The sequence below is a fragment of the Mycolicibacterium thermoresistibile genome, assembly GCF_900187065.1.
GTDB lineage: Bacteria > Actinomycetota > Actinomycetes > Mycobacteriales > Mycobacteriaceae > Mycobacterium > Mycobacterium thermoresistibile.
Genome location: NZ_LT906483.1, coordinates 1,293,512 through 1,317,041 on the forward strand (window position 1 = coordinate 1,293,512; position 23,530 = coordinate 1,317,041).

Genomic DNA, 23,530 nt, shown 5'->3' on the forward strand with positions numbered 1-23,530 from the left:
CTCTGCGCGCGGGTGTCGGGGCCCGTCGGCACACTGACACAGTGCTCGATGGCCCGGTGCTCGATCTGGTGTTGCCGCTGCACTGCGGCGGCTGCGGGGCGCCCGCCACCCGCTGGTGTCCGGCATGCGCACGTGAGCTCTTTCTGCGTGCCGACGACCCGCGTCTCGTGACACCCCGGCTGGACCCCGGGGTGCCGGTGTTCACGCTGGGCCGATACACCGGTGCTCGTCGCTCCGCCATCGTCGCGGTCAAGGAACACGGCCGCGCCGACCTCCTCGCGCCGTTGGCCGGGGCCGTGCGGCAGGGCATCTCGCGGCTGTTTCAGTGGGGCTTGCTCGAGACACCGTTGACGGTGGTGCCGGCCCCGACCCGGGCCTGGGCGGCGCGACGCCGCGGCGGCGATCCGGTCCGCCGGATGGCCCAGGCCGCGGTGGCCGGCCGGCCGGATGTAGCGGTGGTGCCCGCGTTGCGCTCACGGGGGCTGACCCGTGACTCGGTCGGGCTGTCGCGCGCCGACCGGCAACGCAACATCGCCGGCCGGGTCCGGCTGCGGCGGCAGGTGACCGGGCCGGCACTGGTGATCGATGACGTCATCACCACCGGTGCGACCGCCGCGGAGTCGGTCCGGGTGCTGCGGGCGGCCGGCGCGAGCGTGCTGGCCGTGCTGACGCTCGCGGCGGCCTGATCCGCGCCGCACGTCCGCTCGCCGGACATCGACCGGGGTGACGGGGCCGCCGATCAGACCGGGCCGACGAAAGGTGACGAACTGGAAACTGGAGGGGCAATCCAGTGGCAATACCCGGTAAACCTGACTACCGTCGGCACCAACGACCGTGAACACCTCACGACGGCGTCACCGATCATCGAGTCGCCGATCATGAGGAGCCACTTCGCCGCACAACGGTAGGAGGTGAGTAGTCGACACCTTGCGCCGATGGGCGGAGCGAATGTTGGGCCCATCGACGCAACTCGAATAGCCCGGCACGCAGCGCGCGTGCGACTCCGGAGAGAGCGAGTTGCCAAGCATGACAAGCCGTTCCACTAACTCAAAGCGCACCATGGTGATCGAGGACGATCGTCCGGAGGCCGGACGGGGCGAACCCAGGGCCGAGATCGTCTTCAAGGGCCGCAACGTCGAGATTCCCGATCATTTCCGGGTCTACGTCTCCGAGAAGCTGTCGCGGCTGGAACGGTTCGACCGAACGATCTTCCTGTTCGACGTCGAACTCGACCATGAGAGGAACCGGCGGCAGCGCAAGAACTGTCAGCGCGTCGAGTTGACCGCGCGCGGACGCGGGCCGGTGGTACGCGCCGAGGCCTGTGCGGACAGCTTCTACGCCGCGATGGAGGCGGCGGTGGACAAGCTCGAGGAGCGGCTGCGCCGCGCCGCCGATCGGCGCAAGATCCATTACGGAGACAAGACCCCGCTCTCGGTGGCCGAGGCGACGGCGAACATGCCGCTGCCCGACATCACGTCACCGAATTCACAGTCTTCCGACGGCGCCGCCACGGAGGACGAGGGACCGGGCCGCATCGTCCGGGTCAAGGAGCATCCGGCCGTCCCGATGTCCGTCGACGACGCGCTCTACGAGATGGAACTGGTGGGCCACGACTTCTTCCTGTTCCACGACAAGGAAACCGACAAGCCCTCGGTGGTGTACCGGCGGCACGCGTTCGACTACGGGCTGATCCGGCTGGCCTGACCGGCCGGGCTGGATTCTCGACACGGCGCGGACCGGGTCCGACCAGCGGGCGGGCCCGGTCCGACGCTGGTCACACCGCTGCGGCCGGAGCCGGGCGGAATCGGTGCGTTGTTCGTCAAGTAGCTTCGACCTGCTTATTCGACGAGTCACCTACGATGGACGTCGTCAAACAGCTGACGAGACCCATCGAACCCACAGGGGAAAATTAGCGTGCTGTCGAAGTTGCTCCGTCTCGGTGAAGGCCGCATGGTCAAGCGCCTGCGCAAGGTCGCTGACTATGTCAACACCCTGTCCGATGACGTCGAGAAGCTGTCCGATGCGGAACTGCGGGCCAAGACCGACGAGTTCAAGAAGCGGGTCGCCGCGGGTGAGGACCTCGACGACCTGCTCCCCGAGGCGTTCGCGGTGGCCCGTGAGGCGGCGTGGCGGGTGCTCAGTCAGCGACACTTCGACGTCCAGGTCATGGGCGGTGCGGCGTTGCACTTCGGCAACGTCGCCGAGATGAAGACCGGTGAGGGCAAGACCCTCACCGCGGTGTTGCCGGCCTACCTCAACGCGTTGACCGGCAAGGGTGTGCACATCGTCACGGTCAACGACTACCTGGCCAAACGCGACAGCGAGTGGATGGGCCGGGTGCACCGCTTCCTGGGCCTGGAGGTCGGCGTCATCCTGTCGGGCATGACGCCCGACCAGCGGCGCGCCGCCTACAACGCCGACATCACCTACGGCACCAACAACGAGTTCGGCTTCGACTACCTGCGTGACAACATGGCGCACTCGCTGGCGGATCTGGTCCAGCGGGGCCACCACTACGCCATCGTCGACGAGGTCGACTCGATCCTCATCGACGAGGCGCGGACCCCGCTGATCATCTCGGGGCCGGCCGACAGCGGGGCCACGAACTGGTACGTCGAGTTCGCCCGGATCGCCCCGCTGATGCAGAAGGATGTGCACTACGAGGTCGACCTGCGCAAACGCACGGTCGGGGTGCACGAACTGGGGGTGGAGTTCGTCGAGGATCAGCTGGGCATCGACAACCTCTACGAGGCCGCCAACTCACCGCTGGTCAGCTACCTGAACAACGCGTTGAAGGCCAAGGAGCTGTTCCACCGGGACAAGGACTACATCGTCCGCAACGGTGAGGTCCTCATCGTCGACGAGTTCACCGGCCGCGTGCTGGTGGGCCGCCGCTACAACGAGGGCATGCACCAGGCCATCGAGGCCAAAGAGGGTGTGGAGATCAAGGCCGAGAACCAGACCCTGGCCACGATCACTCTGCAGAACTACTTCCGGCTCTACGACAAGCTCGCCGGGATGACCGGTACCGCCGAGACCGAGGCGGCCGAGCTGCACGAGATCTACAAGCTCGGGGTGGTGCCCATCCCGACCAACAAGCCGATGATCCGCGAGGACCGGGCGGACCTCATCTACAAGACCGAGGAGGCCAAGTTCCTCGCGGTCGCCGACGACATCGCCGAGCGGTACCAGAAGGGCCAGCCGGTGCTGGTCGGCACCACCAGCGTGGAGCGTTCGGAGTATCTGTCGCGGCTGCTGACCAAGCGGCGCATCCCGCACAACGTGCTGAACGCGAAGTACCACGAGCAGGAGGCGGCGATCATCGCCGAGGCCGGGCGGCGCGGCGCGGTCACCGTCGCCACCAACATGGCCGGCCGCGGCACCGACATCGTGCTCGGCGGCAACCCGGACTTCCTCACCGACAAGCGGCTGCGTGAGCAGGGGCTGGACCCGGTCGAGACCCCGGAGGAGTACGAGGCGGCCTGGCACGAGCTGTTGCCGAAGGTCAAGGCCGAATGCGCGCGGGAGGCCCAGGAGGTCATCGAGGCCGGTGGTCTCTACGTGCTGGGCACCGAACGGCACGAGTCCCGGCGTATCGACAACCAGTTGCGCGGCCGCTCCGGCCGGCAGGGTGACCCGGGTGAGTCCCGCTTCTACCTGTCGCTGGGCGACGAGCTGATGCGGCGGTTCAACGGCGCGACGCTGGAGGCGCTGCTGACCCGGCTGAACCTGCCGGACGATGTGCCGATCGAGGCGAAGATGGTCACCCGTGCCATCAAGAGCGCACAGACCCAGGTCGAGCAGCAGAACTTCGAGGTCCGCAAGAACGTCCTCAAGTACGACGAGGTGATGAACCAGCAGCGCAAGGTGATCTACGCCGAGCGCCGCCGCATCCTCGAGGGCGAGAACCTCCGCGAGCAGGCGCTCGACATGGTCCGCGACGTGATCACCGCCTACGTCGACGGCGCGACCGCCGAGGGGTACGCCGAGGACTGGGATCTCGAACAGCTGTGGACCGCGTTGCGGCAGCTGTATCCGATCAGCATCGACCATCACGACCTGATCGACTCCGATGCGGTCGGCGAGCCCGGCGACCTGACCCGCGACGAGCTGCTGCAGGTGCTGCTGGAGGACGCCGAACGCGCCTACGCCAAACGCGAGGCCGAGATCGACGAGCTGGCCGGCGAAGGCGCCATGCGGCAACTGGAGCGCAACGTGCTGCTCAACGTCATCGACCGCAAGTGGCGCGAACACCTCTACGAGATGGACTACCTCAAGGAGGGCATCGGACTGCGGGCGATGGCCCAGCGCGATCCGCTGGTGGAGTACCAGCGGGAGGGCTACGACATGTTCGTCGCCATGCTCGAGGGGCTGAAGGAAGAGTGCGTGGGCTTCCTGTTCAACGTCGCCGTGGAGCCGGTCGCCCCGCAGGTGGCGCCGGTGTCGGCGCCGTCCGGGCTGGCCGAGTTCGCGGCAGCCGCCGCGGCCCAGGCCCAGCAGCAGGCCGCCCAGGGAGGTGTCACGACCCAGGACCGGCCGGCTCCTGCGCCGGCGCTGCGGGCCCGCGGCATCGACAACGAGGCGCCGCCGCTGACCTACTCCGGTCCGGCGGAGGACGGTTCGGTCGAGGTGCAGCGGGGCAACGGCGGCCGGCATGCGGCGGCCCGCGGCGGCACCCGGCGGGAGCGCCGGGAGGCGGCGCGCCGCGAGGCCAAAGCGGCGAAGGCCCGCAACCGCGGTTGAACCGCGTGATCAGGCCCCGCGGTTGAACCGCGTGATCAGGCCCCGCGGTTGAACCGCGCGATCAGGCCCCGCGGTTGACTGTGCATGCACTGCGTCGAGTGTGCGGCCGGTGATCTCGAAGTGAGCTGACGGCGGGATTCGGCCCGGATTCGCGCCGCCTGTGCACGCTGGGCGCCGCCTCTGCACGCTCGGCGCCCCCAGTGCACCGTCGGCACCCGCAGTGCACACTCGCCGCGGCCAGCGCACGCGCAAGCCACCTCGAAATGCGGAACACCGCCGGGCCACCCCGTCGAGCAGCTACCCCATCTGCAGTGCCACCAGCTCCCATCGGTCGGTGCCGCTGACCCGTTCGACGCGCGCGGCGATCGCCCGCACGCGTTCGCCGCGGGTGTAGGTGCCGAACACCTCCGCGGCCACGGGTTGCCCGTCGGCCATCGCCGCGGTACGCAGCCGCACCCGGCGCAGCACGGCGGCTCCGCGGTGGTCGGGGCGCCCGGCGGCCAACGCGGCGACGGTGTCCAGCAGCGGGATCGACAGCATCGACCGCAGCTGGCCGATGGGCCGGCGCCGGTCGATGACCTCCAGGATGCGCCGCAGCGCAGCGTCGGCGAAAACCGCCGCGGCACGGGGTGGCGGCGCCTCTGCGGCCGGGTGCGCATGAACTCGCGCATGAACCCCGCCGGTCGGCGACGCCGCGCGGGTCCGGTGCCGGTGCCGCAGCGGGGACGTCGGCGGCGGGCAGGCAGCGGCGGGGGAGGCGATCTCGATCGGCGGCGGTTCGTAATCCACCACCGGCGACAGGTAACCGTTGGCGTCGCTCTGATGACGCGGGCCCGATCCGGGCACGGACCGGGGAACAGACTGGGGTCCGGGCAACGACACTCTCCAGCGCTCGACGTGACAGGGCGGCGTCTGCTGGAGAGTGGCAGACCATTTCATGATCTCATGGGGTGACGAACCCGCCGTGCACCTTTCCTGCGTGACCGGGAGCTCAGGATTAACGTAGGCGAAGGAAATCGACCGGGGGCAATTAACGTGAGGACGGCGGTTCACAGGGGCCGGACCGCGAAGACGTCAGCACCGCAGGGGAGGGTGACGCCGCAATGGTGACGAGGTTGTCGGCGTCGGATGCGGACTTCTTCCATCTCGAGGACACCTCGACGCCGATGTACGTCGGTTCACTGGCGATCCTCCGCAGACCCCGCGGCGGGCTGAGCTACGAAACCCTGTTGGCCACTGTGGAGCAGCGGCTGCCGCAGATTCCGCGGTACCGGCAGAAGGTGCGGAAAGCGCCGATCGGCCTGGCCCGGCCGGTGTGGGTGGACGATCCCGACTTCGACATCACCTACCACGTGCGCCGTTCCGCGCTGCCCTCACCCGGCAGCGACGCCCAGCTGCACGAGCTGATCGCTCGGCTGGCATCCCGGCCGCTGGACAAGACGCGGCCGCTGTGGGAGATGTACCTGATCGAGGGGCTGGCCAAGAACCGGCTGGCGCTCTACACGAAATCCCACCAGGCCCTGGTAAACGGGATGACGGCGCCGGAGATCGGCCACGTCATCGCCGACCGCACCCAGAAGCCGCCGCAGTTCGGCGAGGACATCTGGATGCCCGGCCGCGAACCGGGCACCGCCCAGCTGCTGATCGGGGCGATCGGCGACTGGCTGACCCGGCCCGGCGCGCAGATGATCGCGGTCCGCGACAACGTCCTGGGGATGGCCACCAACGCCGGGGAACTGGTCGACGCCGGCCGGCGGGCGTTGTCCGTCGCGCGCACGGTGGCCCGGGGAACCGCACCGAGCAGCCCGCTCAACACCCGGGTGTCGCGCAATCGGCGGTTCACCGTCGCCCGGCACCGGCTGGACGACTACCGCAAGGTCCGGGCCCGCTACGACTGCGACGTCAACGACGTGGTGCTGGCGGTGATCGCGGGTGCGCTGCGCAACTGGCTGTTGTCGCGCGGGGAACAGGTGTCGTCGACGGCGACGGTCCGCGCGATGGCGCCGCTGTCGGTGCAGTCCGATGCCGAACTGGATTCGACGGCCCCCGGTCAGGCGGTCAGCGACGTCGTCCCGTTCCTGATCGATCTGCCGGTGGGGGAGCGCAACCCGGTGGTGCGGCTGTCGCAGATCTCCCATGCCACCGAAACCCATCCCACCGCATCGAGCCTGGTCGACGCCCGAACCATCGTCACCTTGACCGGTTTCGCGCCCGCGACCCTGCACGCCATGGGGGTTCGGGTGGCGACGAACTTCTCGGCCCGTCAGTTCAATCTGCTGATCACCAACGTGCCGGGAGCGCAGAAGCAGATGTACATCGCCGGGACCAAGATGCTGGAGTCCTACTCGGTGCCGCCGTTGTTGCGGAATCAGGTTCTGGCTGTCGCGGTGACGTCATATCACGGCATGCTGTACTACGGCGTCAACGCCGATCGTGACGCGATGAGCGATGTCGAGGTGCTGCCGTCGTTGCTCTCCGAATCGCTCGACGAACTGTTGGAAGCAGCCCAATAGCAGCGACGGAGCGGAAAGGTGGTCGCTTTGACTAAGTTCGCGCAACACGGTCCAATGGCCGGGCCATGACGATGACCGACGACACCGCGGCCGCCGGGCCGAGGAAACCCAGAATCAAATCCGCAGCCGGCAACGTAGTCCCCCATCCGGCGCTCGACATCGCGCCGCGGAGCCAGGCCTTCGCCCGGCGGGGTCTGGACCGGGTGGTCTTCGGGGTCACCGCGGCACTGGCCCTGGCATTCCTGGTGTGGGGCTTCGTCGACACCGACTCGCTCGCCGGCGCCGCCGACCCGGCGCTGGGCTGGGTGATGGACAACATCGGCTGGTTGTTCGTGCTCAGCGCGTCCGGCTTCGTGGTCTTCGTGCTGTGGCTGGCGCTCAGCCGCTTCGGCAACATCCCGCTGGGCCGGGACGAGGAGGAGCCGGAGTTCCGCACCATCTCCTGGATTTCGATGATGTTCGCCGCCGGCATGGGGATCGGTCTGATGTTCTTCGGCGTCAGCGAACCGCTCACCCATTTCGTCACCCCGCCGCCCGGCGCCGGTCCGGGGGGTACCTCGCAGGCGGTGCAGACCGCGATGGCCACCACGCTGTTCCACTGGACACTGCACCCGTGGGCGATCTACGCCGTCGTCGGTCTGGCCATCGGTTACGGCGTGTACCGCAAGGGCCGGTTGCATCTGATCAGCGCGGCGTTCAGCCCGCTGATCGGGAAGAACGCCAACGGTCCGGCGGGCAAGGTGATCGACATCCTGGCGATCTTCGCCACCCTGTTCGGATCCGCCACCTCGCTGGGCCTGGGCGCCCTGCAGATCCGCAGCGGTCTGGAGATCGTCGGCGGTCTCGGCCGGACCGGCAACGCGGTTCTGATCGGCATCATCGTGATCCTGACTTGTGCGTTCGTCATCTCGGCGGTGTCCGGGGTGACGCGCGGCATCCAGTGGCTGTCCAACATCAACATGGTGCTCGCGATATCGCTGGCGGCGTTCATCTTCGTCGTCGGGCCGACGGTGTTCATGCTCAACCTCGTTCCCACCTCGATCGGCAGCTACCTGTCCGATCTCGCGATGATGTCGGCCCGCACCGGCGCCGAGGGCGCCGCGGTCAACGCGTGGCTGGAGGATTGGACGATCTTCTACTGGGCGTGGTGGATCTCCTGGACACCGTTCGTCGGGATGTTCATCGCCCGGATCTCGCGGGGGCGCACCATCCGGCAGTTCGTGTCCGGAGTCCTGGTGGTGCCCAGTGTGGTGTCGCTGGTGTGGTTCTGCGTCCTCGGGGGCTCGGCGATCCGGGTCGAACAGGAGAGCGGCGGGCTCACCGGACCGGGAACGACCATCGAAGGTCAGCTGTTCGGTCTGCTCGAGAACCTGCCGTTGACGGCGATCGCCAGCGTGCTGGTGATGGGCCTGGTTGCGATCTTCTTCGTCACCGGGGCGGACTCCGCCTCGATCGTGATGGGTTCGCTGTCCGAGCGCGGCACCATCGAACCGACCAAACGCACCGTCATCTTCTGGGGCGTTGCCACCGGCGCGGTCGCCGCGGTGATGCTGCTGCTCGGTGGCGAGGACGCGCTGACCGGTCTGCAGACTATCGTCATCCTGGCGTCGGTGCCGTTCGTGCTGGTGATGCTCGGCTTGGCGGTCGCGTTGATGCGGGATCTGCGGCGGGACCCGATGATGGTGCGCCGCCGGTATGCCCGCGAGGCCGTCGACGACGCGGTGATCGCCGGTGTCACCCAGCACGGTGACGACTTCGTGATCGCGGTCAAACGGGACCCCGCCGCCACGGGAGCGGGCGTGACGGGCACCGACGGCGATTCCGGATAACCTTCCACCGTGCGCATATTCGTTCCGGCCACGGTGGCCATGCTGCAGCAGCTCGTTGCCGATGGGTCGTTGTCGGCGGTCAACGGCACCGCATTCGCGGTGACCCCGGCGCTGCGGGAGGCCTACGCCGAGGGCGACGACGAGGAACTCGCCCACGTGGCGTTGCGTGAGGCCGCGCTGGCGTCGTTGCGGCTGTTGTCCGCAGAGGAGGGTTCCGGCGCACCGATGCGCCGCGCCGTGGTGGAGGCCGAAATCGACGGCGCCACACCGAGACCGGACCTCGACGATGCCGTGGTCCGGCTGTCCGGGCCGATCCGACTCGACGACGTGATCGCCGCCTATGTGGACAACTCCGACGCCGAAACGGCGGTGCGGGAGGCGGTGGAGGTCATCGACGCCGCCGATCTCGGGGATGAGGACGCCGAGCTGCTGGTCGGCGACGCCCAGGACCACGATCTCGCCTGGTACGCCACTCAAGAGCTGCCGTTCCTGCTCGATCTGCTCTGAGCCCCGTTGTTACGGTTCCGTAGGTTACGGTACCGTAGGTTTAACCTTGCTGCGGCGGGGCAGTCAACACCATGTGAGCTGGGGTTCCTTCATGGCAAAGAGCGAGATCAAGTACTCGGCGAGGGTGGTCGACACCGTCCGGCCGCAGGTCGCGGGGGTTGAGAACCGCCCGGTGCTGCATCGTCTGCGTAGGTTCGCCGAGCGCATCACCACGCCGCTGCTGCCCGACGACTATCTGCACCTGATCAATCCGTTGTGGTCGGCGCGCGAGTTGCGCGGCCGCGTGGAGGACGTCCGGCGCGAGACCGAGGATTCGGCCACGCTGGTCATCAAACCCGGTTGGGGCTTCAGCTTCGACTATCAGCCCGGGCAGTACATCGGCATCGGCCTGCCGGTCGACGGCCGCTGGCGGTGGCGGTCGTATTCGCTGACCTCGCCGGCGGTGACGTCCGGGCGTGGCGGCCGCACGATCACGATCACCGTCAAGGCGATGCCCGAGGGTTTCCTGTCCACCCACCTGGTGGAGGGGGTGAAACCCGGCACGATCGTCCGATTGGCCGCTCCTCAGGGCAATTTCGTGATGCCGAACCCCGCGCCGCCGCAGGTGCTGTTCCTCACCGCCGGGTCCGGTATCACCCCGATCATGTCGATGCTGCGCACCCTGGAGCGCCGCGATCAGATCACCGACATCGTCCACATCCATTCGGTTCCGACGCCATCCGACGCCATGTTCAGTGGCGAGTTGGCAGACCTGCAGCGCCGCCACCCCAGCTACCGGTTCCGGTTGCGCACCACCCGCACCGAGGGGCGGCTGGATCTGTCCCGACTCGACGACGAGGTCGGCGACTGGCGGTCCCGTCAGACCTGGGCCTGCGGGCCGGAAGGTCTGCTCACCGCGGCCGAACGGGTCTGGCTGGGTGCCGGCATCGGTGACCGATTGCATCTGGAGCGGTTCGCGGTGGCCCGGGTGGCCAATCCGGGCGGCGGCGGGACGATTGAATTCGCCCGGAGCGGTAAATCAACAGTCGTGGATGCGGCGACCTCCCTGATGGACGCCGGGGAGCAGGCCGGAGTTCAGATGCCGTTCGGGTGCCGAATGGGTATCTGCCAGTCCTGTGTCATCGGTCTGGTCGACGGACACGTCCGTGACCTGCGGACCGGCGAGGTCCACGATCCGGGAACCCGCGTGCAGACGTGCGTGTCCGCGGCCGCGGGCGATTGTGTATTGGACATCTGAGGATTACCCGCTGGTAACCTACGCCCTCGTAGGTTACGGTAGCGTAGGCGGAAGAAAGGAGGCCGACCATGGCGATCACCGACGTGCCGGCATACGCCCATCTCACGGAGGTCGACATTGATGCTCTCGCGGTCGAACTCGACGCGATCCGCCGTGACATCGAGGACTCGCTCGGGGAACGCGACGCCCGCTACATCCGGCGCACCATCGCCACCCAGCGCGGCCTCGAGGTCGCCGGGCGACTGCTGCTGGCCGCCAGTTCCCGCCGTTCGGCCTGGTGGGCCGGTGCCGTGACGTTGGCCGCGGCCAAGATCATCGAGAACATGGAGATCGGCCACAACGTCATGCACGGCCAATGGGATTGGATGAACGATCCCGAGATCCACTCGTCGACCTGGGAGTGGGACATGACGGGCGCCTCCAAGCACTGGCGGTTCACCCACAACTTCATGCACCACAAGTACACCAACATCCTGGGCATGGACGACGATGTCGGCTACGGGCTGCTGCGGGTCACCCGGGATCAGAAGTGGAAGCCGTTCAATCTCGGAAACCTGCTCTACAACACGCTTCTCGCGCTCGCCTTCGAGTGGGGCGTCGGGCTGCAGCATGTGGAGCTGGGCAAGATCTTCAAGCGCCGTCACGACCCGGACGAGAGCCGGGTGCGGGTGCGGGAGTTCCTCCGCAAGGCCGGCCGTCAGGTGTTCAAGGACTACGTCGCCTATCCGGCGCTCAGTTCGCTCTCACCGGCAGCCAGCTACCGTTCCACGCTGACCGCCAACGCGATGGCGAACGTGATCCGCAACGTCTGGTCCAACGCCGTCATCTTCTGCGGCCATTTCCCCGACGGCGCAGAGAAATTCACCAAGACCGACATGGTCGGCGAGAGCAAGGGGCAGTGGTATCTGCGCCAGATGCTGGGCAGCGCCAACTTCGAGGGCGGCTGGTTGTTGCGGTTCATGAGCGGCAACCTGTGCCACCAGATCGAACACCACCTCTACCCGGATCTGCCGAGCAACCGGTTGCACGAGGCCTCCATCCGGGTGCGCGAGGTGTGCGACAAGTACGACCTGCCCTACACCACCGGGCCGTTCCTGGTGCAGTACGCCAAGACGTGGCGCACCCTGGCCAAGTTGTCGCTGCCGGACAGGTTCTTGAAGGCCACCGCGGACAACGCACCCGAGACGCGCAGTGAGCGGATGTTCGCCGAACTCGGTCCCGGGTTCGCCGGCGTGGATCCCGCCACCGGGCGGCGCCGCGGCCTGAAGTCGGCGTTCGCCGCGGTGCGGAACTGGCGCCGGGACAAGCAGGCGGCCAAGGCGCTGCGCGCCGCGGCGGCCTGACCGGCGGCTCAGTAGGCGCGCGATTCCGCCAGCGCCGCAAGGAGTTTCCGGGCGCCGGCGGCGTGCAGCGTGGCGGTGCCCGACAGCGAGTCCAGTGCGCACTCCGGATCGGCGGGCGGCCCCAGGTGGCCGCAGCCCCGTGGGCAGTTCGTGATCGCCTCGGCGAGGTCGGAGAACGCCAACAACACGTCGTCGGGCCGGACATGGGCCAGCCCGAACGAGCGGATGCCCGGGGTGTCGATCACCCAGCCCGACCCGGACAGCGGCAGCGCCACCGACTGCGTGGAGGTGTGCCGGCCCCTGCCGATGTCCGATACCTCTCCGATCGCCCGCTCGGCTTCGGGCACGAGCCTGTTCACCAATGTCGACTTGCCCACCCCGGAGTGCCCGAGCAGCACGGTGACTCTGCCGGTGAGCAACTCGACGACAGTGTCGAGTGGGTCGTCCCGGCCGGCGGTGACGATGGTGAGATCCAGATCGGCGAACTGGTCGGCGAACGGTTTCGCCGGAGCGAGGTCGGTCTTGGTCAGGCACAACAGCGGGGTGAGGCCCCCGGCGTACGCGGCGATCAGCGCCCGCTGCACCAGACCGGTGCGCGGCGGCGGATCGGCGAGGGCGACCACGATCATCAGCTGATCGGCGTTGGCGACCACCACGCGTTCGGTGGGATCGGTGTCGTCGGCGGTGCGGCGCAACACCGTTCGGCGCTTGGCGCGACGCACGATGCGGGCCAACGTATTCGGCCGTCCGGACAGATCGCCGACCAGGCTGACCTCATCGCCGACGACGATGGGGGTGCGGCGCAGCTCCTTGGCCCGCATGGCCACGACCCGTCGGTTCGGATCGCCGCCGAGCGCGCAACCCCACCGCCCCCGGTCGACGCTGATCACCATGGCCTGTTCGGCGTCCTCGTGTTTGGGGCGCAGCTTGCTCCGCGGGCGTGACCTTCTGCGGGCCGGCCGCACCCGGACGTCGGACTCGTCGTAATCCCAGGAGCTCAAGCGCCTCCCCCGGGCATGTCGACGTCACGAGTGTCCTGGCCGGCCAGCATGGCGGCCCACAACTGGGGAAACTCCGGCAATGTCTTCGCGGTGGTGCCGATGTCCTCGATCTCGACGCCGGGTACCCGCAACCCGATGATCGCCCCTGCCATCGCCATCCGGTGGTCGGCGTAGGACTGCCACCGGCCCCCGTGCATCGGGCGCGCGGTGATCACCAGGCCGTCGTCGGTCTCCTCACACTGGCCGCCGAGCCGGTTGATCTCGGTGCTCAGCGCGGCGAGGCGGTCGGTCTCATGTCCGCGCAGATGCGCCACCCCGCTGATCCGCGACACCGAGCCCGGCACGGCCAACGCGGCCAGCGCGGCGATCGCGGGGGTCAGTTCACCGACATCGTGCAGATCGGCGTCGATGCCGCCGTACTGTGCGGCGCCACGTACCTCGATGTACGAATCACCACGCAGCACAACCGAATCCAGCTTTTTCAACAGGTTCACGACGATGTCGGCGGGCTGGATGCTCGATGCCGGCCAGCCCATCACCCGCACCGATCCGCCGCTGACCACCGCCGCCGACAGGAACGGCACCGCATTGGACAGATCCGGTTCGATCACCCAGTGCCGGGCGGCGACCGGTCCCGGCGCGACCCGCCACCGGCTGGGCCGGCTGTCGTCGACGTCGACTCCGGCCTGACGCAACATCGCCACCGTCATCGCCACATGCGGTGCGGAGGGAACCGAGTCGCCGGTGTGCACCACCGTCAGCCCGTCCCGGAACGCGGCGCCGCTCAGCAACAGCCCGGAGACGAACTGGGAGGACGCCGATGCGTCGATCTCCACCGTGCCGCCGATGACCTCGCCCCGTCCGTGCACCCGGAACGGCAGACCGTCCCCCTCGATCTGCACGCCCAGCCCGCGAAGCGCCTGCAACAGCGGTGCGATCGGGCGCACCCGGGCCTGTTCGTCACCGTCGAAGGTGACCGTCCCGGTGCCCAGCGCCGCGACCGGCGGAACGAATCGCAGCACGGTGCCGGCCAGCCCGCAGTCCACCCGGGCTCCGGGCGCGGGGGCGATACCGCCGCCGACGGTCAGTTCGCTGTCGGGATCCCCGTAATCCACTGTGACGCCGAGGGCGCGCAGCGCACCGACCATCAGATCGGTGTCGCGGCTCCGCAGGGCTCCGCTGATGGTGGAGGTGCCGTCGGCGGTGGCCAGCGCGGCCAGGATCAGCGCGCGGTTGGTCAGCGACTTCGAACCGGGCACGGTCACCGTCGCGTGTACCGGTGTCGTCGCCACAGGCGCCGGCCAGGCCTCATGGTTCTGGGCGGCGTCCTGGGCCGTGCCGCTCCCGGCTGGGCCGTGCTGGTCAGCTCCCACGTTCTTCACCTGCTCTATCCTGCCTTGTCCGTTCACTCTGCCACCATGGGATACATGTGCGGACGATTCGCGGTCACCACCGACCCGGCGCTGCTGGCCCAGAAGATCCAGGCCATCGACGAGAGCAGGGCCGCCGCCGACGCGCAGGGCGGGAACCCGCAAAGCCCGGGCCGGGGTTCCGCGGCCCCGAACTACGCGGCCCCGAACTACAACGTCGCGCCGACGACCGATGTGGCAACGGTGGTGCGCCGCCATCACGAGCCCGATGACCAACCCACCCGGCGCGTGCGGCTGATGCGCTGGGGTCTGATCCCGCCGTGGGCCAAGACCGCCGAGGACGGCCGTCCCGACACCAAGGGACCGTTGTTGATCAACGCCAGGGCGGACAGGGTGACCACCTCCCCGGCGTTCCGTAACTCGGCCAAGAGCAGGCGGTGCCTGGTGCCGATGGACGGCTGGTACGAGTGGCGCGGGGAGAAGGGGGCGAAAACCCCGTTCTACCTGCACAGCATCGACGGTGAGCCGCTGTTCATGGCCGGGTTGTGGAGCACCTGGCGGCCCAACGGCGCGGCCGGCTCCACCACACCGCTGCTGAGCTGCGCCATCATCACCACCGACGCGGTCGGTCCGCTGGCCGAGATCCACGACCGGATGCCGCTGTCGATCAGTCAGGACGACTGGGACCGATGGCTCGATCCCGACGCGCCGATCGACGAGGGGCTGCTGCGGGGGCACGGCGATCTCGACCGCATCGCGATCCGCGAGGTGTCGAAACTGGTCAACAATGTCCGCAACAACGGGCCCGAGCTGATCGAACCGGTCGACCCCCAACCCGAGCAGGCGACACTGCTCTGACAGGAATGGCCGTGACCGAAACCGCGTCGAACAGGGCTCCGCTGCAGTCCACCGCGGTGATCGACGCCATCGGAGCAGATCTGCGCAGCGCCGGATACACCACCGACGGTGTCACCGACTTCTTCGGCCCGGAGGTCGGCGCCGCATTCGACCGCGGACTGTGGTGGCCGGCGTTGCGGGCCACCGACCGTGCCCTGGCGGCCGGCGCGCCGGATCAGCACCGGCTGGCGGTGCTGATCCGGCTGTTCCTGCTGGGCACCGACGAGCCGCGGGAGCGGGTCGAGTCGGCCCTGCCCGGCGTCGGTGTGGAGGATCTGGCGGACAACGGTGTCATCGAGCCGACCGGAGCGGGGGAGTGGCGCAGCCTGCTCGACATCCGCCCGCACAGTGACGGCGTCCGCGATTTCCTGGTGGTGGCCGATCAGGACGCCGCGCTGCGCGGCGGCCCGGTGGCACCCGACCACGTGCTGGGCATCGGCGGCGCGTCGGCGTCACTGGCGCGTGCGACGATCCGCACCCCGGTGGGCCGGGCACTGGATCTGGGCACGGGCTGTGGTGTCCAGGCGCTGCACCTGTCCGCCCACTGCGCCGAGGTGGTGGCCACCGATACCAACGAGCGTGCGCTGGCGTTGGCCGCGGCGACCGCACGGCTCAACGGCATGTCGTGGGATCTGCGCTGCGGCAGCCTGTTCGAGCCGGTGGCCGGTGAACGGTTCGATCTGATCGTGGCCAATCCGCCGTTCGTGGTCGGCGACGGTGTCCGCCGGTACCTCTACCGGGACTCCGGGTTCTCCGGGGACGCGCTGAGCCGGCATCTCGTCGAGCAGGTGCCCGAGTACCTCGAGCCCGGTGGCACGGCGCAGATCATGGCGAACTGGATCGTGCGCGACGGGCAGGATTGGCGCGACCGGGTGCGGGAGTGGTTGGCCGGCACCGGGCTGCACGCCTGGGTGGTGCAACGCGAACTGGCCGATCCGGTCAGTTACATCTCGCTGTGGACCTCGGATGCCGGAGAATCGCCCCGGCAGGCCGCCCGTCGCGGGGCGCAGTGGCTGGACTGGTTCGACGAACAGGGCATCACCGCCGTGGGGATGGGCATGATCATCCTGCGCGCCCCGCGACGCGGCGACGACCGTCCGCCGGAGTTGGTGTTCGACGAGATCACCGCCCCCGACCAGGGCCTGACCGGTCCGGAGGTGGAGGCGTTCTTCGCCCGCCGGGAGTATCTGCACCGCACCAGCGACGACGAGCTGCTGGCGGCCCGGCTCAGCACCGCGCCGGTGTTCCTCGAGGAGCAGTCGCTGCCCGGGCCCGACGGTTGGCAGGTGGTCGGTGCGGCGGTCCGTCGCCCGGGCGGGCCCGGGGCCGTCCTCGGCGTCGACGAGGTGGTGCGGGCGTTGCTCGCCGGGTGCCGGGGCGAGGTTCCGCTGGGCGTGCTGATCCACCTGCTCGCCGCCCACCACGGTGTCGACGCCGATGCGCTGGCCGGTGCCGCGCTGCCGGTGGTGCGGGAGGCCATCGGGCGCGGAATCCTCTACCAGGCGGAGTGATCACCCGCGCCGGCGGGCGGTGACGATGACGTAGGGGGCGGTGAAACCCACCGTCCCGGCCGGGCCGGCGTGTGGGCGCAGAGCCGATCGGAATGCCGCGGCCAGACGCTCCCGCCGGGCGGGCCCGGCCCGGCGGAAAATCTCCACGTGCACCGGTGACTCGGTGCGCAGGAAATGCAGCGCGGTGGCCGGCGAATCGAATTCCCAGGGGTGCAGTCCGCGGATGAGGTCGATGGCGTCGAAGTGCGGGGTCAGCCGTTCGGTGAGCGTCTCGGCGTCACCCCACTGGTCCGGGGAGAACCCGGCCGGTGGCGGGCCGAGCACCTCGGCCACCGGATCGGAGAACGGGTTCTCGTCGGTACGAATCCATGCCGAAAAGCTCAGCACCCCACCGGGTTTCAGCAGCCGGGCGAGTTCGGCGACCTGACGGTCCGGCGGGACGAAGATGATGCCCATATTCGACACCGCGACGTCGAACGAGGCCGTCTTCAGGCCGGTGTCCGCCGCGTCGGCGGTCACCCAGGTCACCGTCGATCCGCCCGGTTTGCCGGCGGCCAGCGCGATCAGCTCGGAGGTGATGTCCACGCCCGTCACCGCGGCGCCCCGGGCCGTCGCCGACAACGCCGCACTGCCGGTGCCGCAGGCGAGATCCACCAGTGTGGCGCCGCGCAGCGGGGTTCGTCGCGCGGCCGCGTCGAGCACCTCGTCGGCGATGGGCGCGATGCGTTCGCCGACCGCCTCGTAGCGTCCGGCAGCCCAGTTCGTCGTCACGGGCCGGTGTATCCCGGTGGATTGGGGCTGTCCACCCACAGATCCACCCCGAGTTCGGAACCCGGGACGCAGTCATACACCGACAGGTCGGTGACACCGGACTCCAGCAGGACGTCCTCACACAACAGGGTGTTGCCGGTGTAGCTGGACGGTTTGTTCAGCACCACATAGGCGGCGTCGGCGTACACCTCCGGTTTGCGCGACCGGGCCATCGCCTCATCGCCGCCGAGCAGGTTCTGCACCGCGGCCGTCGCCACCGTGGTCCGCGGCCACAGCGTGTTCGAGGCGATTCCGGCGTCCCGCAGTTCCTCTGCGATTCCCAACGCGCACAATGTCATCCCGTACTTGGCCATCATGTACGGCGTCGGCCGCAACCATTTGGGTTCCAGCCGGATCGGTGGTGAGAGCGTCAGGATGTGCGGGTTGTCGCGGCCCTTCATGTGCGGGATGCAGGACTGCGACACCGCGTACGTGCCACGCACCTGGATCCCGTTCATCAGGTCGAACCGCTTCAACGGGACCTCTTCGATGGAGCCGAGGTTGATCGCCGAGGCGTTGTTGACGCAGATGTCGATGCCGCCGAACTGTTCGACGGTCTTGGCCACCGCCGCGGCGACCGCGTCGCCGTCGCGGATGTCGCCGACGATGGGCAACGCCTGACCTCCGGCCTCCTCGATCTCCTTGGCGGCCGTGTAGATGGTGCCGGGCAGTTTGGGATGCGGTTCGGCGGACTTGGCCACCAGCGCGACGTTGGCGCCGTCGGCGGCCACCCGCTTGGCGATCGCGAGGCCGATCCCGCGGCTGCCACCGGAGATGAACATGGTTTTTCCGCGCAGCGACATGGGGTCAGCTTAGGCCCGAGTCGGCCGGGTTCGGGCGGCCTTGCGCAGGGTGGCGGCCGCTGCGCCGACGGCTTCTCGGGGAGCCCGATCCGGTGCGCCCCGCGCCGTGGAACAACCGGGTCGATCCGTGTCGTTGTTCGATGCAGTCGGCGGCGACGAGAGGTTGTCGCGATCAGCCTCTAGGATCGACAGAAGGGATTTCGGATGCCCACCGCTTGCCTCGAGCACCCAGGAGACTTCCTGGGCCGTTTCGTCGGCGACGCTACAGAAGGGACGGTATCGGCCCAGATGACCGACATCGAGGGCACCACGCCAATCAGGTCCGAAGAGAGCGACGCCGAGCTGACGGCTCGATTCGAGCGAGACGCCATCCCGTTGCTCGACCAGCTGTACGGTGGCGCGTTGCGGATGACGCGCAATCCGGCCGATGCGGAAGATCTCCTTCAGGAGACCATGGTCAAGGCCTACCAGGGCTTCCGCTCGTTCCGGGAGGGGACGAACCTCAAGGCGTGGCTGTACCGGATTCTGACCAACACCTACATCAACAACTACCGAAAGAGGCAGCGCCAGCCCGCGGTGTATCCGACCGAGGAGTTCACCGACTGGCAGCTGGCCAGCACTGCGGAGCATTCCTCCACCGGGCTGCGGTCAGCGGAGGTGGAGGCCCTGGAGGCGCTGCCTGACACCGAGATCAAGGCTGCGCTGCAGGAACTCCCCGAGGATTTCCGCATCGCGGTGTACCTCGCGGACGTCGAAGGCTTCCCATACAAGGAAATCGCCGAGATCATGGACACGCCGATCGGAACGGTGATGTCCCGGTTGCACCGGGGTCGCCGCCAATTGCGGTCCCTGCTGGCCGACGTGGCCCGGGAGCGTGGCATCATCCGTGATCAGCAGGCTGGTACCCCTGAGGAGGTGTCGTCGTGAGCGACGAACGAAGCGGCCGCGACGACGGCGAGTGGTCGAGCCGGTCGGTCGGGGAGATCGATCCCGAGCATCCCGACTGCGCGGCGGTGGTCGCCGAGGTTTGGATGCTGCTCGACGGTGAATGCACACCGGAGAACCGGGACCGGCTCAAACGGCATCTCGACGAATGCCCCGCATGCCTTCGCCACTACGGCGTCGAGGAGCGCGTCAAGCGGCTGATCGCCAAGAAGTGCAGCGGTGAGAAGGCGCCGGACCGGCTGCGGCAGCGGCTGCAGATCGAGATCAGCCGCACCACCATCATCCGCAACGGCTGAGGCGTCACCGCAGCCAGTCCGAATGCTCGGCCCCCACAGGTCAGGGGCCCGAGCGGTCAGGCGTTGGGGCGCTTGCCGTGGTTCGCCTTGGTGTACTTGCGCGCGCGCTTCTTGCGACCACGCTTGGCCATGGTTACCTCCACCATCGAGTTTTCGTTGCGCTTCAGTGTCGCACGCCCCACCGACAGCCCTGCATCGTGCTGCTGACCGGCCGGGTCCCGGCCGAGGGGTGTGAGCAGGGGCGCTGATCGCACCCACGTCCGGCGTTGTGGTTCGATATGGGACAGCAGCCGGTTGGCCGGCGATGGCAACCAACAGAAGTGAGTGGGGTGAAAATGGCCGAGGATGTTCGCGCTGAAATCGTGGCCAGTGTGCTCGAGGTCGTGGTTCAGGAAGGCGATCAGATCGGCGAGGGGGACACCCTGGTGCTGCTGGAGTCGATGAAGATGGAGATCCCGGTTCTGGCCGAGGTCGCCGGCACGGTCAGCAAGGTCAACGTGGCGGTCGGCGACGTCATCCAGGCCGGTGATCTGATCGCCGTCATCGATTGACCGGCATCCGACGGTAGCCGATGTCAACCCTCGGTGATCTGCTCGCCGAGCACACCGTGCTACCGGGGGCTGCGGTCGACCATCTGCATGCGGTCGTCGGTGAATGGCAGCTGCTCGCGGACATGTCCTTCGCCGACTACCTGATGTGGGTGCGCCGCGACGATGGACGGTTGGTCTGCGTGGCGCAGGTCCGGCCCAATACCGCGCACACGGTGCTGTTGACCGACGCCGTCGGCACCATCGCCGAGCCCGACGAGATGCCGCTGGTCAGCGCCGCGTTCGAGACGGGTGCGATCGGCCGGGAATCCGGTGCCGAACAGCGGCTGCTGCCCGGTCTGAACGTGGAGGCGGTGCCGGTGCGCTACGGCGACAGTGTGGTGGCGGTGCTGACCCACCAGACGGCGCTGGAGGCTCGCCGCACGGCCAGCCCGCTGGAGGGCGCGTATCTGGACTGTGCCGAGGATCTGCTGTTGATGCTCAGCGAGGGCACGTTCCCCAATGTCGGGGATCTGCCGGTCTCCCGGTCCAGCCCGCGGGTGGGGGACGGGTTTATCCGCCTGGACCGCACCGGTGGTGTGGTGTACGCCAGTCCGAACGCGCTGTCGGCGTACCACCGGATGGGGCTGACCACCGAACTGGAGGGCCGCAATCTGGTCAACGTCACCCGGCCGTTGATCTCCGACCCGTTCGAGGCCCAGGAGCTGGCCAACCACGTCACCGACTCGTTGGCGGGCGGTTCCAGCATGCGCATGGAGGTCGACGCCGGTAGCGCGGCGGTGCTGCTGCGCACGCTGCCGCTGGTGGTGCACGGGGAGCCGGTCGGTGCGGTGGTGTTGATCCGGGACGTCACCGAGGTCAAGCGGCGGGACCGCGCGCTGCTGAGCAAGGACGCCACGATCCGGGAGATCCACCACCGGGTGAAGAACAACCTGCAGACGGTGGCGTCGCTGCTGCGATTGCAGGCCAGGCGCACGAACAACGCCGAGGCCCGGGAAGCCCTGCTGGAGTCGGTGCGGCGGGTGTCGTCGATCGCTCTGGTCCACGATGCGCTGTCGATGTCAGTGGACGAAGAGGTCAATCTCGACGCCGTGGTGGACCGGATCCTGCCGATCATGAACGATGTCGCGACGGTCGACACGCCGATCCGGATCCGGCGGGTCGGGGAACTCGGGGTTCTCGACGCCGATCGGGCCACCGCGTTGATCATGGTGATCACCGAGCTGGCGCAGAACGCCATCGAGCACGCGTTCGACAGGACCCAGGGCTGCGTGACGATCAGGGCGGAACGTTCGGCCCGGTTCCTGGATGTGGTGGTGCACGATGACGGCCGGGGGCTGCCGGCGGGGTTCAGTCTGGAGAAGTCCGACCGGCTGGGGCTGCAGATCGTGCGCACACTGGTCACCGCCGAGCTCGACGGTTCCATCAGCATGAACGAGAGTCCAAGCGGGGGAACGGAAGTCGCTCTGCGGGTCCCCCTCGGCCGCCGCGGCCGGGCCGCGCAATGAGGCACCGCGGCCGGGCCGCGCAATGAGGCACCGCGGCCGGGCCGCGCAATGAGGCACCGCGGCCGAGCCGCGCAATGAGGCACCGCGTACCCGACCGAACGGGTGGGGACAAACGTATGGCCCCGGCAGTGCCGGGGCCATACGTTTGCCGAACGATCGTCAGACGGTGCTGCGCGCCCGAGTCCGCGCGTTGCGCCGCTTCAGAGCGCGGCGTTCGTCTTCGCTCATGCCACCCCAGACGCCGGCGTCCTGACCTGTCTCCAGCGCCCAGGTCAGGCAATCAGTGGTCACCGGGCAGCGATTGCACACCAGCTTCGCTTCGGCGACCTGCGCGAGGGCCGGACCGCTGGTTCCCACCGGGAAGAACAGCTCCGGATCCTCGTCGCGACAAACCGCCTTATGGCGCCAATCCATGAATTAACTCTCCTCACTGAAAAACGCGCAGCAGGGCGCGTGAGTCATTGTTCTTCGGCTGTTAACACGTGCACACGAATTGTTTCTGCACCGTTGCCAACCGATGCTTTCACAGGCTCGACGGATGTCAATAGTGCTGAGTTAACACGTGGGCAATCTCACTAACCCACCTGGGTGGGACTTGGCTTACCCGCGTGTACTAAGCTGAGACCGATTGTGCCCACTTTCTCGGGGCGATTTCTATCTTCGCAGCTCAGAGCTATTTGTTAGGTGGGCTCACCACGTCGATCGCGTCCGGGACCGATCGGAACGTCATCTCCTCCCGCTTGCCGACGAAGTCACCGTCGATCTGGCACGACACCGGCTTGGAGCCGGTGATCCGTAGCCAGGGCAGGTCGTCATCGCGGATCAAATGGCTCGCTTCGATGCGGGGATTCTTGGAAACCATCTGCCGGACCAGGCGGAGATTGGCCCACACGCTCATACTTGTGATCGCAAACACACCCAGGCCGGTCTCGAATGTCGTCGTGGGATTGGTCCATACCGGCCGGCTATTGGCATAGGTCCACGGGCTGGCATTCGAGACGAATGCGAAGTGCACGCCCTCAATCGGTTCCTGATAGGGCAGATGCAGGGTGAGCGCTGGGTCCGCGAAGACGTTGCTGAGCATCTCGCGTACCGCCACCCGGACGTAACGCCCGGCGGTCACCTTGCGCCCCTTGGCGCGCTGCCTCTCCACCGCGGCGACCACATCGCCGTCCACCCCCATGCCCGCGGTGAAGACCGCCCACCGGTCATCGCACTTCATCAATCCGATCCGCCGCCACGGTTGGCCGCGGCGGTGGGCGCCGAGGAGTTCGACGAGTTGTTTGGTCGCCTCGATCGGATCCGGGCTGATTCCCAGGGCGCGGGCGAACACATTGGCCGAACCGCCCGGGACGACACCGATCGCGGGTCCGGCGCCGCCCGGTCCGCAGAACTGCAGCACGCCGTTGACCACCTCGTTCACCGTGCCGTCGCCGCCGTGGACGATGAGCACGTCGACGCCGTCCCGGCAGGCCTGGCGGCCGATCTCGATGGCGTGACCCCGGTGAGCGGTATGGACGACGGTGAGCTTCGTCTGACTTTCCAGGGCGTACGCGAGGAGGTCGCGGCCGGCTGGGGTGGTCGACGTCGCGTTCGGGTTGACGATCAGCACCGCGCGCACGGAGTGTGAGCCTATCGAAGCGGGGCGGCCGACCCGCCCCGCCCGACC

The 23,530-nt window shown here is 68.3% G+C and carries 22 protein-coding genes; 14 read left to right on the forward strand and 8 right to left on the reverse strand.

What is annotated here, in order from left to right:
- The first annotated feature begins 56 nt into the window (after positions 1–56).
- The 3 genes from CKW28_RS06005 (at position 57) to secA (ending at position 4,743) form a co-directional block, all read left to right on the forward strand.
- Positions 57–686, forward strand: a complete 630-nt coding sequence (locus CKW28_RS06005; RefSeq protein WP_003927971.1) for a ComF family protein — start codon at positions 57–59, stop codon at positions 684–686.
- Positions 687–1,026: 340 nt separating this feature from the next.
- Positions 1,027–1,704, forward strand: coding sequence for a ribosome hibernation-promoting factor, HPF/YfiA family (gene hpf / locus CKW28_RS06010; protein WP_003927970.1), 678 nt, complete (start codon positions 1,027–1,029; stop codon positions 1,702–1,704).
- 210 nt (positions 1,705–1,914) lie between these two features.
- A complete protein-coding gene (gene secA, locus CKW28_RS06015; protein WP_003927969.1) occupies positions 1,915–4,743 on the forward strand; it encodes a preprotein translocase subunit SecA in 2,829 nt (942 codons plus the stop codon).
- Positions 4,744–5,040: 297 nt separating this feature from the next.
- On the opposite strand, the gene CKW28_RS06020 is transcribed toward secA, so the two are convergent.
- Positions 5,041–5,589 carry an Rv3235 family protein gene (locus tag CKW28_RS06020; protein ID WP_003927968.1) on the reverse strand — a complete coding sequence of 183 codons (549 nt, stop codon included), beginning with the start codon at positions 5,587–5,589 and terminating at the stop codon, positions 5,041–5,043.
- A 257-nt stretch (positions 5,590–5,846) separates the two neighbouring features.
- Here CKW28_RS06020 and CKW28_RS06025 point away from each other — a divergent pair, with 257 nt between their 5' ends.
- From CKW28_RS06025 to CKW28_RS06045, 5 genes are all read left to right on the forward strand, one after another.
- Positions 5,847–7,256 (forward strand): WS/DGAT/MGAT family O-acyltransferase, encoded by a 1,410-nt coding sequence (locus tag CKW28_RS06025; protein WP_040548623.1) that lies wholly within the window; start codon positions 5,847–5,849, stop codon positions 7,254–7,256.
- A gap of 71 nt (positions 7,257–7,327) precedes the next feature.
- A complete protein-coding gene (locus CKW28_RS06030) occupies positions 7,328–9,085 on the forward strand; it encodes a BCCT family transporter (protein WP_003927966.1) in 1,758 nt (585 codons plus the stop codon).
- A 9-nt stretch (positions 9,086–9,094) separates the two neighbouring features.
- The gene (locus CKW28_RS06035; RefSeq protein ID WP_003927965.1) at positions 9,095–9,592 is read left to right on the forward strand and encodes a DUF6912 family protein; all 498 of its coding nucleotides are present in this window, start codon (positions 9,095–9,097) and stop codon (positions 9,590–9,592) included.
- Positions 9,593–9,683: 91 nt separating this feature from the next.
- Entirely contained in the window at positions 9,684–10,829 is a 1,146-nt protein-coding gene (locus CKW28_RS06040) for a ferredoxin reductase (protein WP_003927964.1), read from the forward strand.
- A gap of 68 nt (positions 10,830–10,897) precedes the next feature.
- Positions 10,898–12,172 (forward strand): fatty acid desaturase family protein, encoded by a 1,275-nt coding sequence (locus CKW28_RS06045; RefSeq protein WP_003927963.1) that lies wholly within the window; start codon positions 10,898–10,900, stop codon positions 12,170–12,172.
- Positions 12,173–12,180: 8 nt separating this feature from the next.
- On the opposite strand, the gene rsgA is transcribed toward CKW28_RS06045, so the two are convergent.
- Positions 12,181–13,173, reverse strand: a complete 993-nt coding sequence (rsgA, locus tag CKW28_RS06050; protein ID WP_003927962.1) for a ribosome small subunit-dependent GTPase A — start codon at positions 13,171–13,173, stop codon at positions 12,181–12,183.
- The gene (aroA, locus tag CKW28_RS06055; RefSeq protein ID WP_040548620.1) at positions 13,170–14,465 is read right to left on the reverse strand and encodes a 3-phosphoshikimate 1-carboxyvinyltransferase; all 1,296 of its coding nucleotides are present in this window, start codon (positions 14,463–14,465) and stop codon (positions 13,170–13,172) included. The genes rsgA and aroA overlap by 4 nt, the downstream gene beginning before the upstream one ends.
- 135 nt (positions 14,466–14,600) lie before the next feature.
- Here aroA and CKW28_RS06060 point away from each other — a divergent pair, with 135 nt between their 5' ends.
- Together CKW28_RS06060 and CKW28_RS06065 are read left to right on the forward strand one after the other, a co-directional pair.
- On the forward strand, positions 14,601–15,401 hold the full coding sequence (locus CKW28_RS06060; RefSeq protein WP_040548685.1) for an SOS response-associated peptidase: 801 nt from the start codon (positions 14,601–14,603) through the stop codon (positions 15,399–15,401).
- A gap of 5 nt (positions 15,402–15,406) precedes the next feature.
- On the forward strand, positions 15,407–16,951 hold the full coding sequence (locus CKW28_RS06065) for a DUF7782 domain-containing protein (protein ID WP_003927959.1): 1,545 nt from the start codon (positions 15,407–15,409) through the stop codon (positions 16,949–16,951).
- Here CKW28_RS06065 and CKW28_RS06070 read toward each other — a convergent pair whose 3' ends face one another.
- Complete coding sequence (locus CKW28_RS06070) at positions 16,952–17,722, reverse strand: class I SAM-dependent methyltransferase (protein WP_003927958.1); 771 nt, start codon at positions 17,720–17,722, stop codon at positions 16,952–16,954.
- Positions 17,719–18,564 (reverse strand): SDR family oxidoreductase, encoded by an 846-nt coding sequence (locus CKW28_RS06075; RefSeq protein WP_003927957.1) that lies wholly within the window; start codon positions 18,562–18,564, stop codon positions 17,719–17,721. Before CKW28_RS06075 ends, CKW28_RS06070 begins: the two co-directional genes overlap by 4 nt.
- 288 nt (positions 18,565–18,852) lie before the next feature.
- Here CKW28_RS06075 and CKW28_RS06080 point away from each other — a divergent pair, with 288 nt between their 5' ends.
- A complete protein-coding gene (locus CKW28_RS06080; RefSeq protein WP_003927956.1) occupies positions 18,853–19,491 on the forward strand; it encodes a sigma-70 family RNA polymerase sigma factor in 639 nt (212 codons plus the stop codon).
- Positions 19,488–19,805, forward strand: a complete 318-nt coding sequence (rsrA, locus tag CKW28_RS06085; RefSeq protein ID WP_003927955.1) for a mycothiol system anti-sigma-R factor — start codon at positions 19,488–19,490, stop codon at positions 19,803–19,805. The genes CKW28_RS06080 and rsrA overlap by 4 nt, the downstream gene beginning before the upstream one ends.
- Positions 19,806–19,861: 56 nt before the next feature.
- Here the strand turns inward: rsrA and CKW28_RS24480 are convergent, their stop codons facing one another.
- Positions 19,862–19,936, reverse strand: coding sequence for a 50S ribosomal protein bL37 (locus CKW28_RS24480; protein ID WP_110844500.1), 75 nt, complete (start codon positions 19,934–19,936; stop codon positions 19,862–19,864).
- Positions 19,937–20,140: 204 nt separating this feature from the next.
- Between CKW28_RS24480 and CKW28_RS06095 the strand changes: the two genes are divergently transcribed.
- Both CKW28_RS06095 and CKW28_RS06100 read left to right on the forward strand, forming a co-directional pair.
- Positions 20,141–20,356, forward strand: coding sequence for a biotin/lipoyl-binding carrier protein (locus tag CKW28_RS06095; RefSeq protein WP_003927953.1), 216 nt, complete (start codon positions 20,141–20,143; stop codon positions 20,354–20,356).
- 20 nt (positions 20,357–20,376) lie between these two features.
- The gene (locus CKW28_RS06100; protein WP_003927952.1) at positions 20,377–21,861 is read left to right on the forward strand and encodes a two-component system sensor histidine kinase PdtaS; all 1,485 of its coding nucleotides are present in this window, start codon (positions 20,377–20,379) and stop codon (positions 21,859–21,861) included.
- Between the two features lie 159 nt (positions 21,862–22,020).
- Here CKW28_RS06100 and CKW28_RS06105 read toward each other — a convergent pair whose 3' ends face one another.
- Together CKW28_RS06105 and CKW28_RS06110 are read right to left on the reverse strand one after the other, a co-directional pair.
- Entirely contained in the window at positions 22,021–22,275 is a 255-nt protein-coding gene (locus CKW28_RS06105) for a WhiB family transcriptional regulator (RefSeq protein ID WP_003927951.1), read from the reverse strand.
- 259 nt (positions 22,276–22,534) lie between these two features.
- Positions 22,535–23,482: a diacylglycerol/lipid kinase family protein gene (locus CKW28_RS06110; protein WP_003927950.1), complete on the reverse strand. Its 948-nt coding sequence runs from the start codon at positions 23,480–23,482 to the stop codon at positions 22,535–22,537.
- Positions 23,483–23,530: the final 48 nt, after the last annotated feature.

Coding starts and splice junctions, on each gene's coding strand:
- CKW28_RS06095 (WP_003927953.1), top strand. CDS start 20,141: ATGGCCGAGGATGTTCGCGCTGAAATCGTGGCCAGTGTGCTCGAGGTC.
- CKW28_RS06045 (WP_003927963.1), top strand. CDS start 10,898: ATGGCGATCACCGACGTGCCGGCATACGCCCATCTCACGGAGGTCGAC.
- CKW28_RS06065 (WP_003927959.1), top strand. CDS start 15,407: ATGGCCGTGACCGAAACCGCGTCGAACAGGGCTCCGCTGCAGTCCACC.
- CKW28_RS06030 (WP_003927966.1), top strand. CDS start 7,328: ATGACCGACGACACCGCGGCCGCCGGGCCGAGGAAACCCAGAATCAAA.
- CKW28_RS06105 (WP_003927951.1), bottom strand. CDS start 22,275: ATGGATTGGCGCCATAAGGCGGTTTGTCGCGACGAGGATCCGGAGCTG.
- CKW28_RS06060 (WP_040548685.1), top strand. CDS start 14,601: ATGTGCGGACGATTCGCGGTCACCACCGACCCGGCGCTGCTGGCCCAG.
- CKW28_RS06080 (WP_003927956.1), top strand. CDS start 18,853: ATGACCGACATCGAGGGCACCACGCCAATCAGGTCCGAAGAGAGCGAC.
- CKW28_RS06075 (WP_003927957.1), bottom strand. CDS start 18,564: ATGTCGCTGCGCGGAAAAACCATGTTCATCTCCGGTGGCAGCCGCGGG.
- CKW28_RS06025 (WP_040548623.1), top strand. CDS start 5,847: ATGGTGACGAGGTTGTCGGCGTCGGATGCGGACTTCTTCCATCTCGAG.
- CKW28_RS06100 (WP_003927952.1), top strand. CDS start 20,377: ATGTCAACCCTCGGTGATCTGCTCGCCGAGCACACCGTGCTACCGGGG.
- hpf (WP_003927970.1), top strand. CDS start 1,027: ATGACAAGCCGTTCCACTAACTCAAAGCGCACCATGGTGATCGAGGAC.
- CKW28_RS06040 (WP_003927964.1), top strand. CDS start 9,684: ATGGCAAAGAGCGAGATCAAGTACTCGGCGAGGGTGGTCGACACCGTC.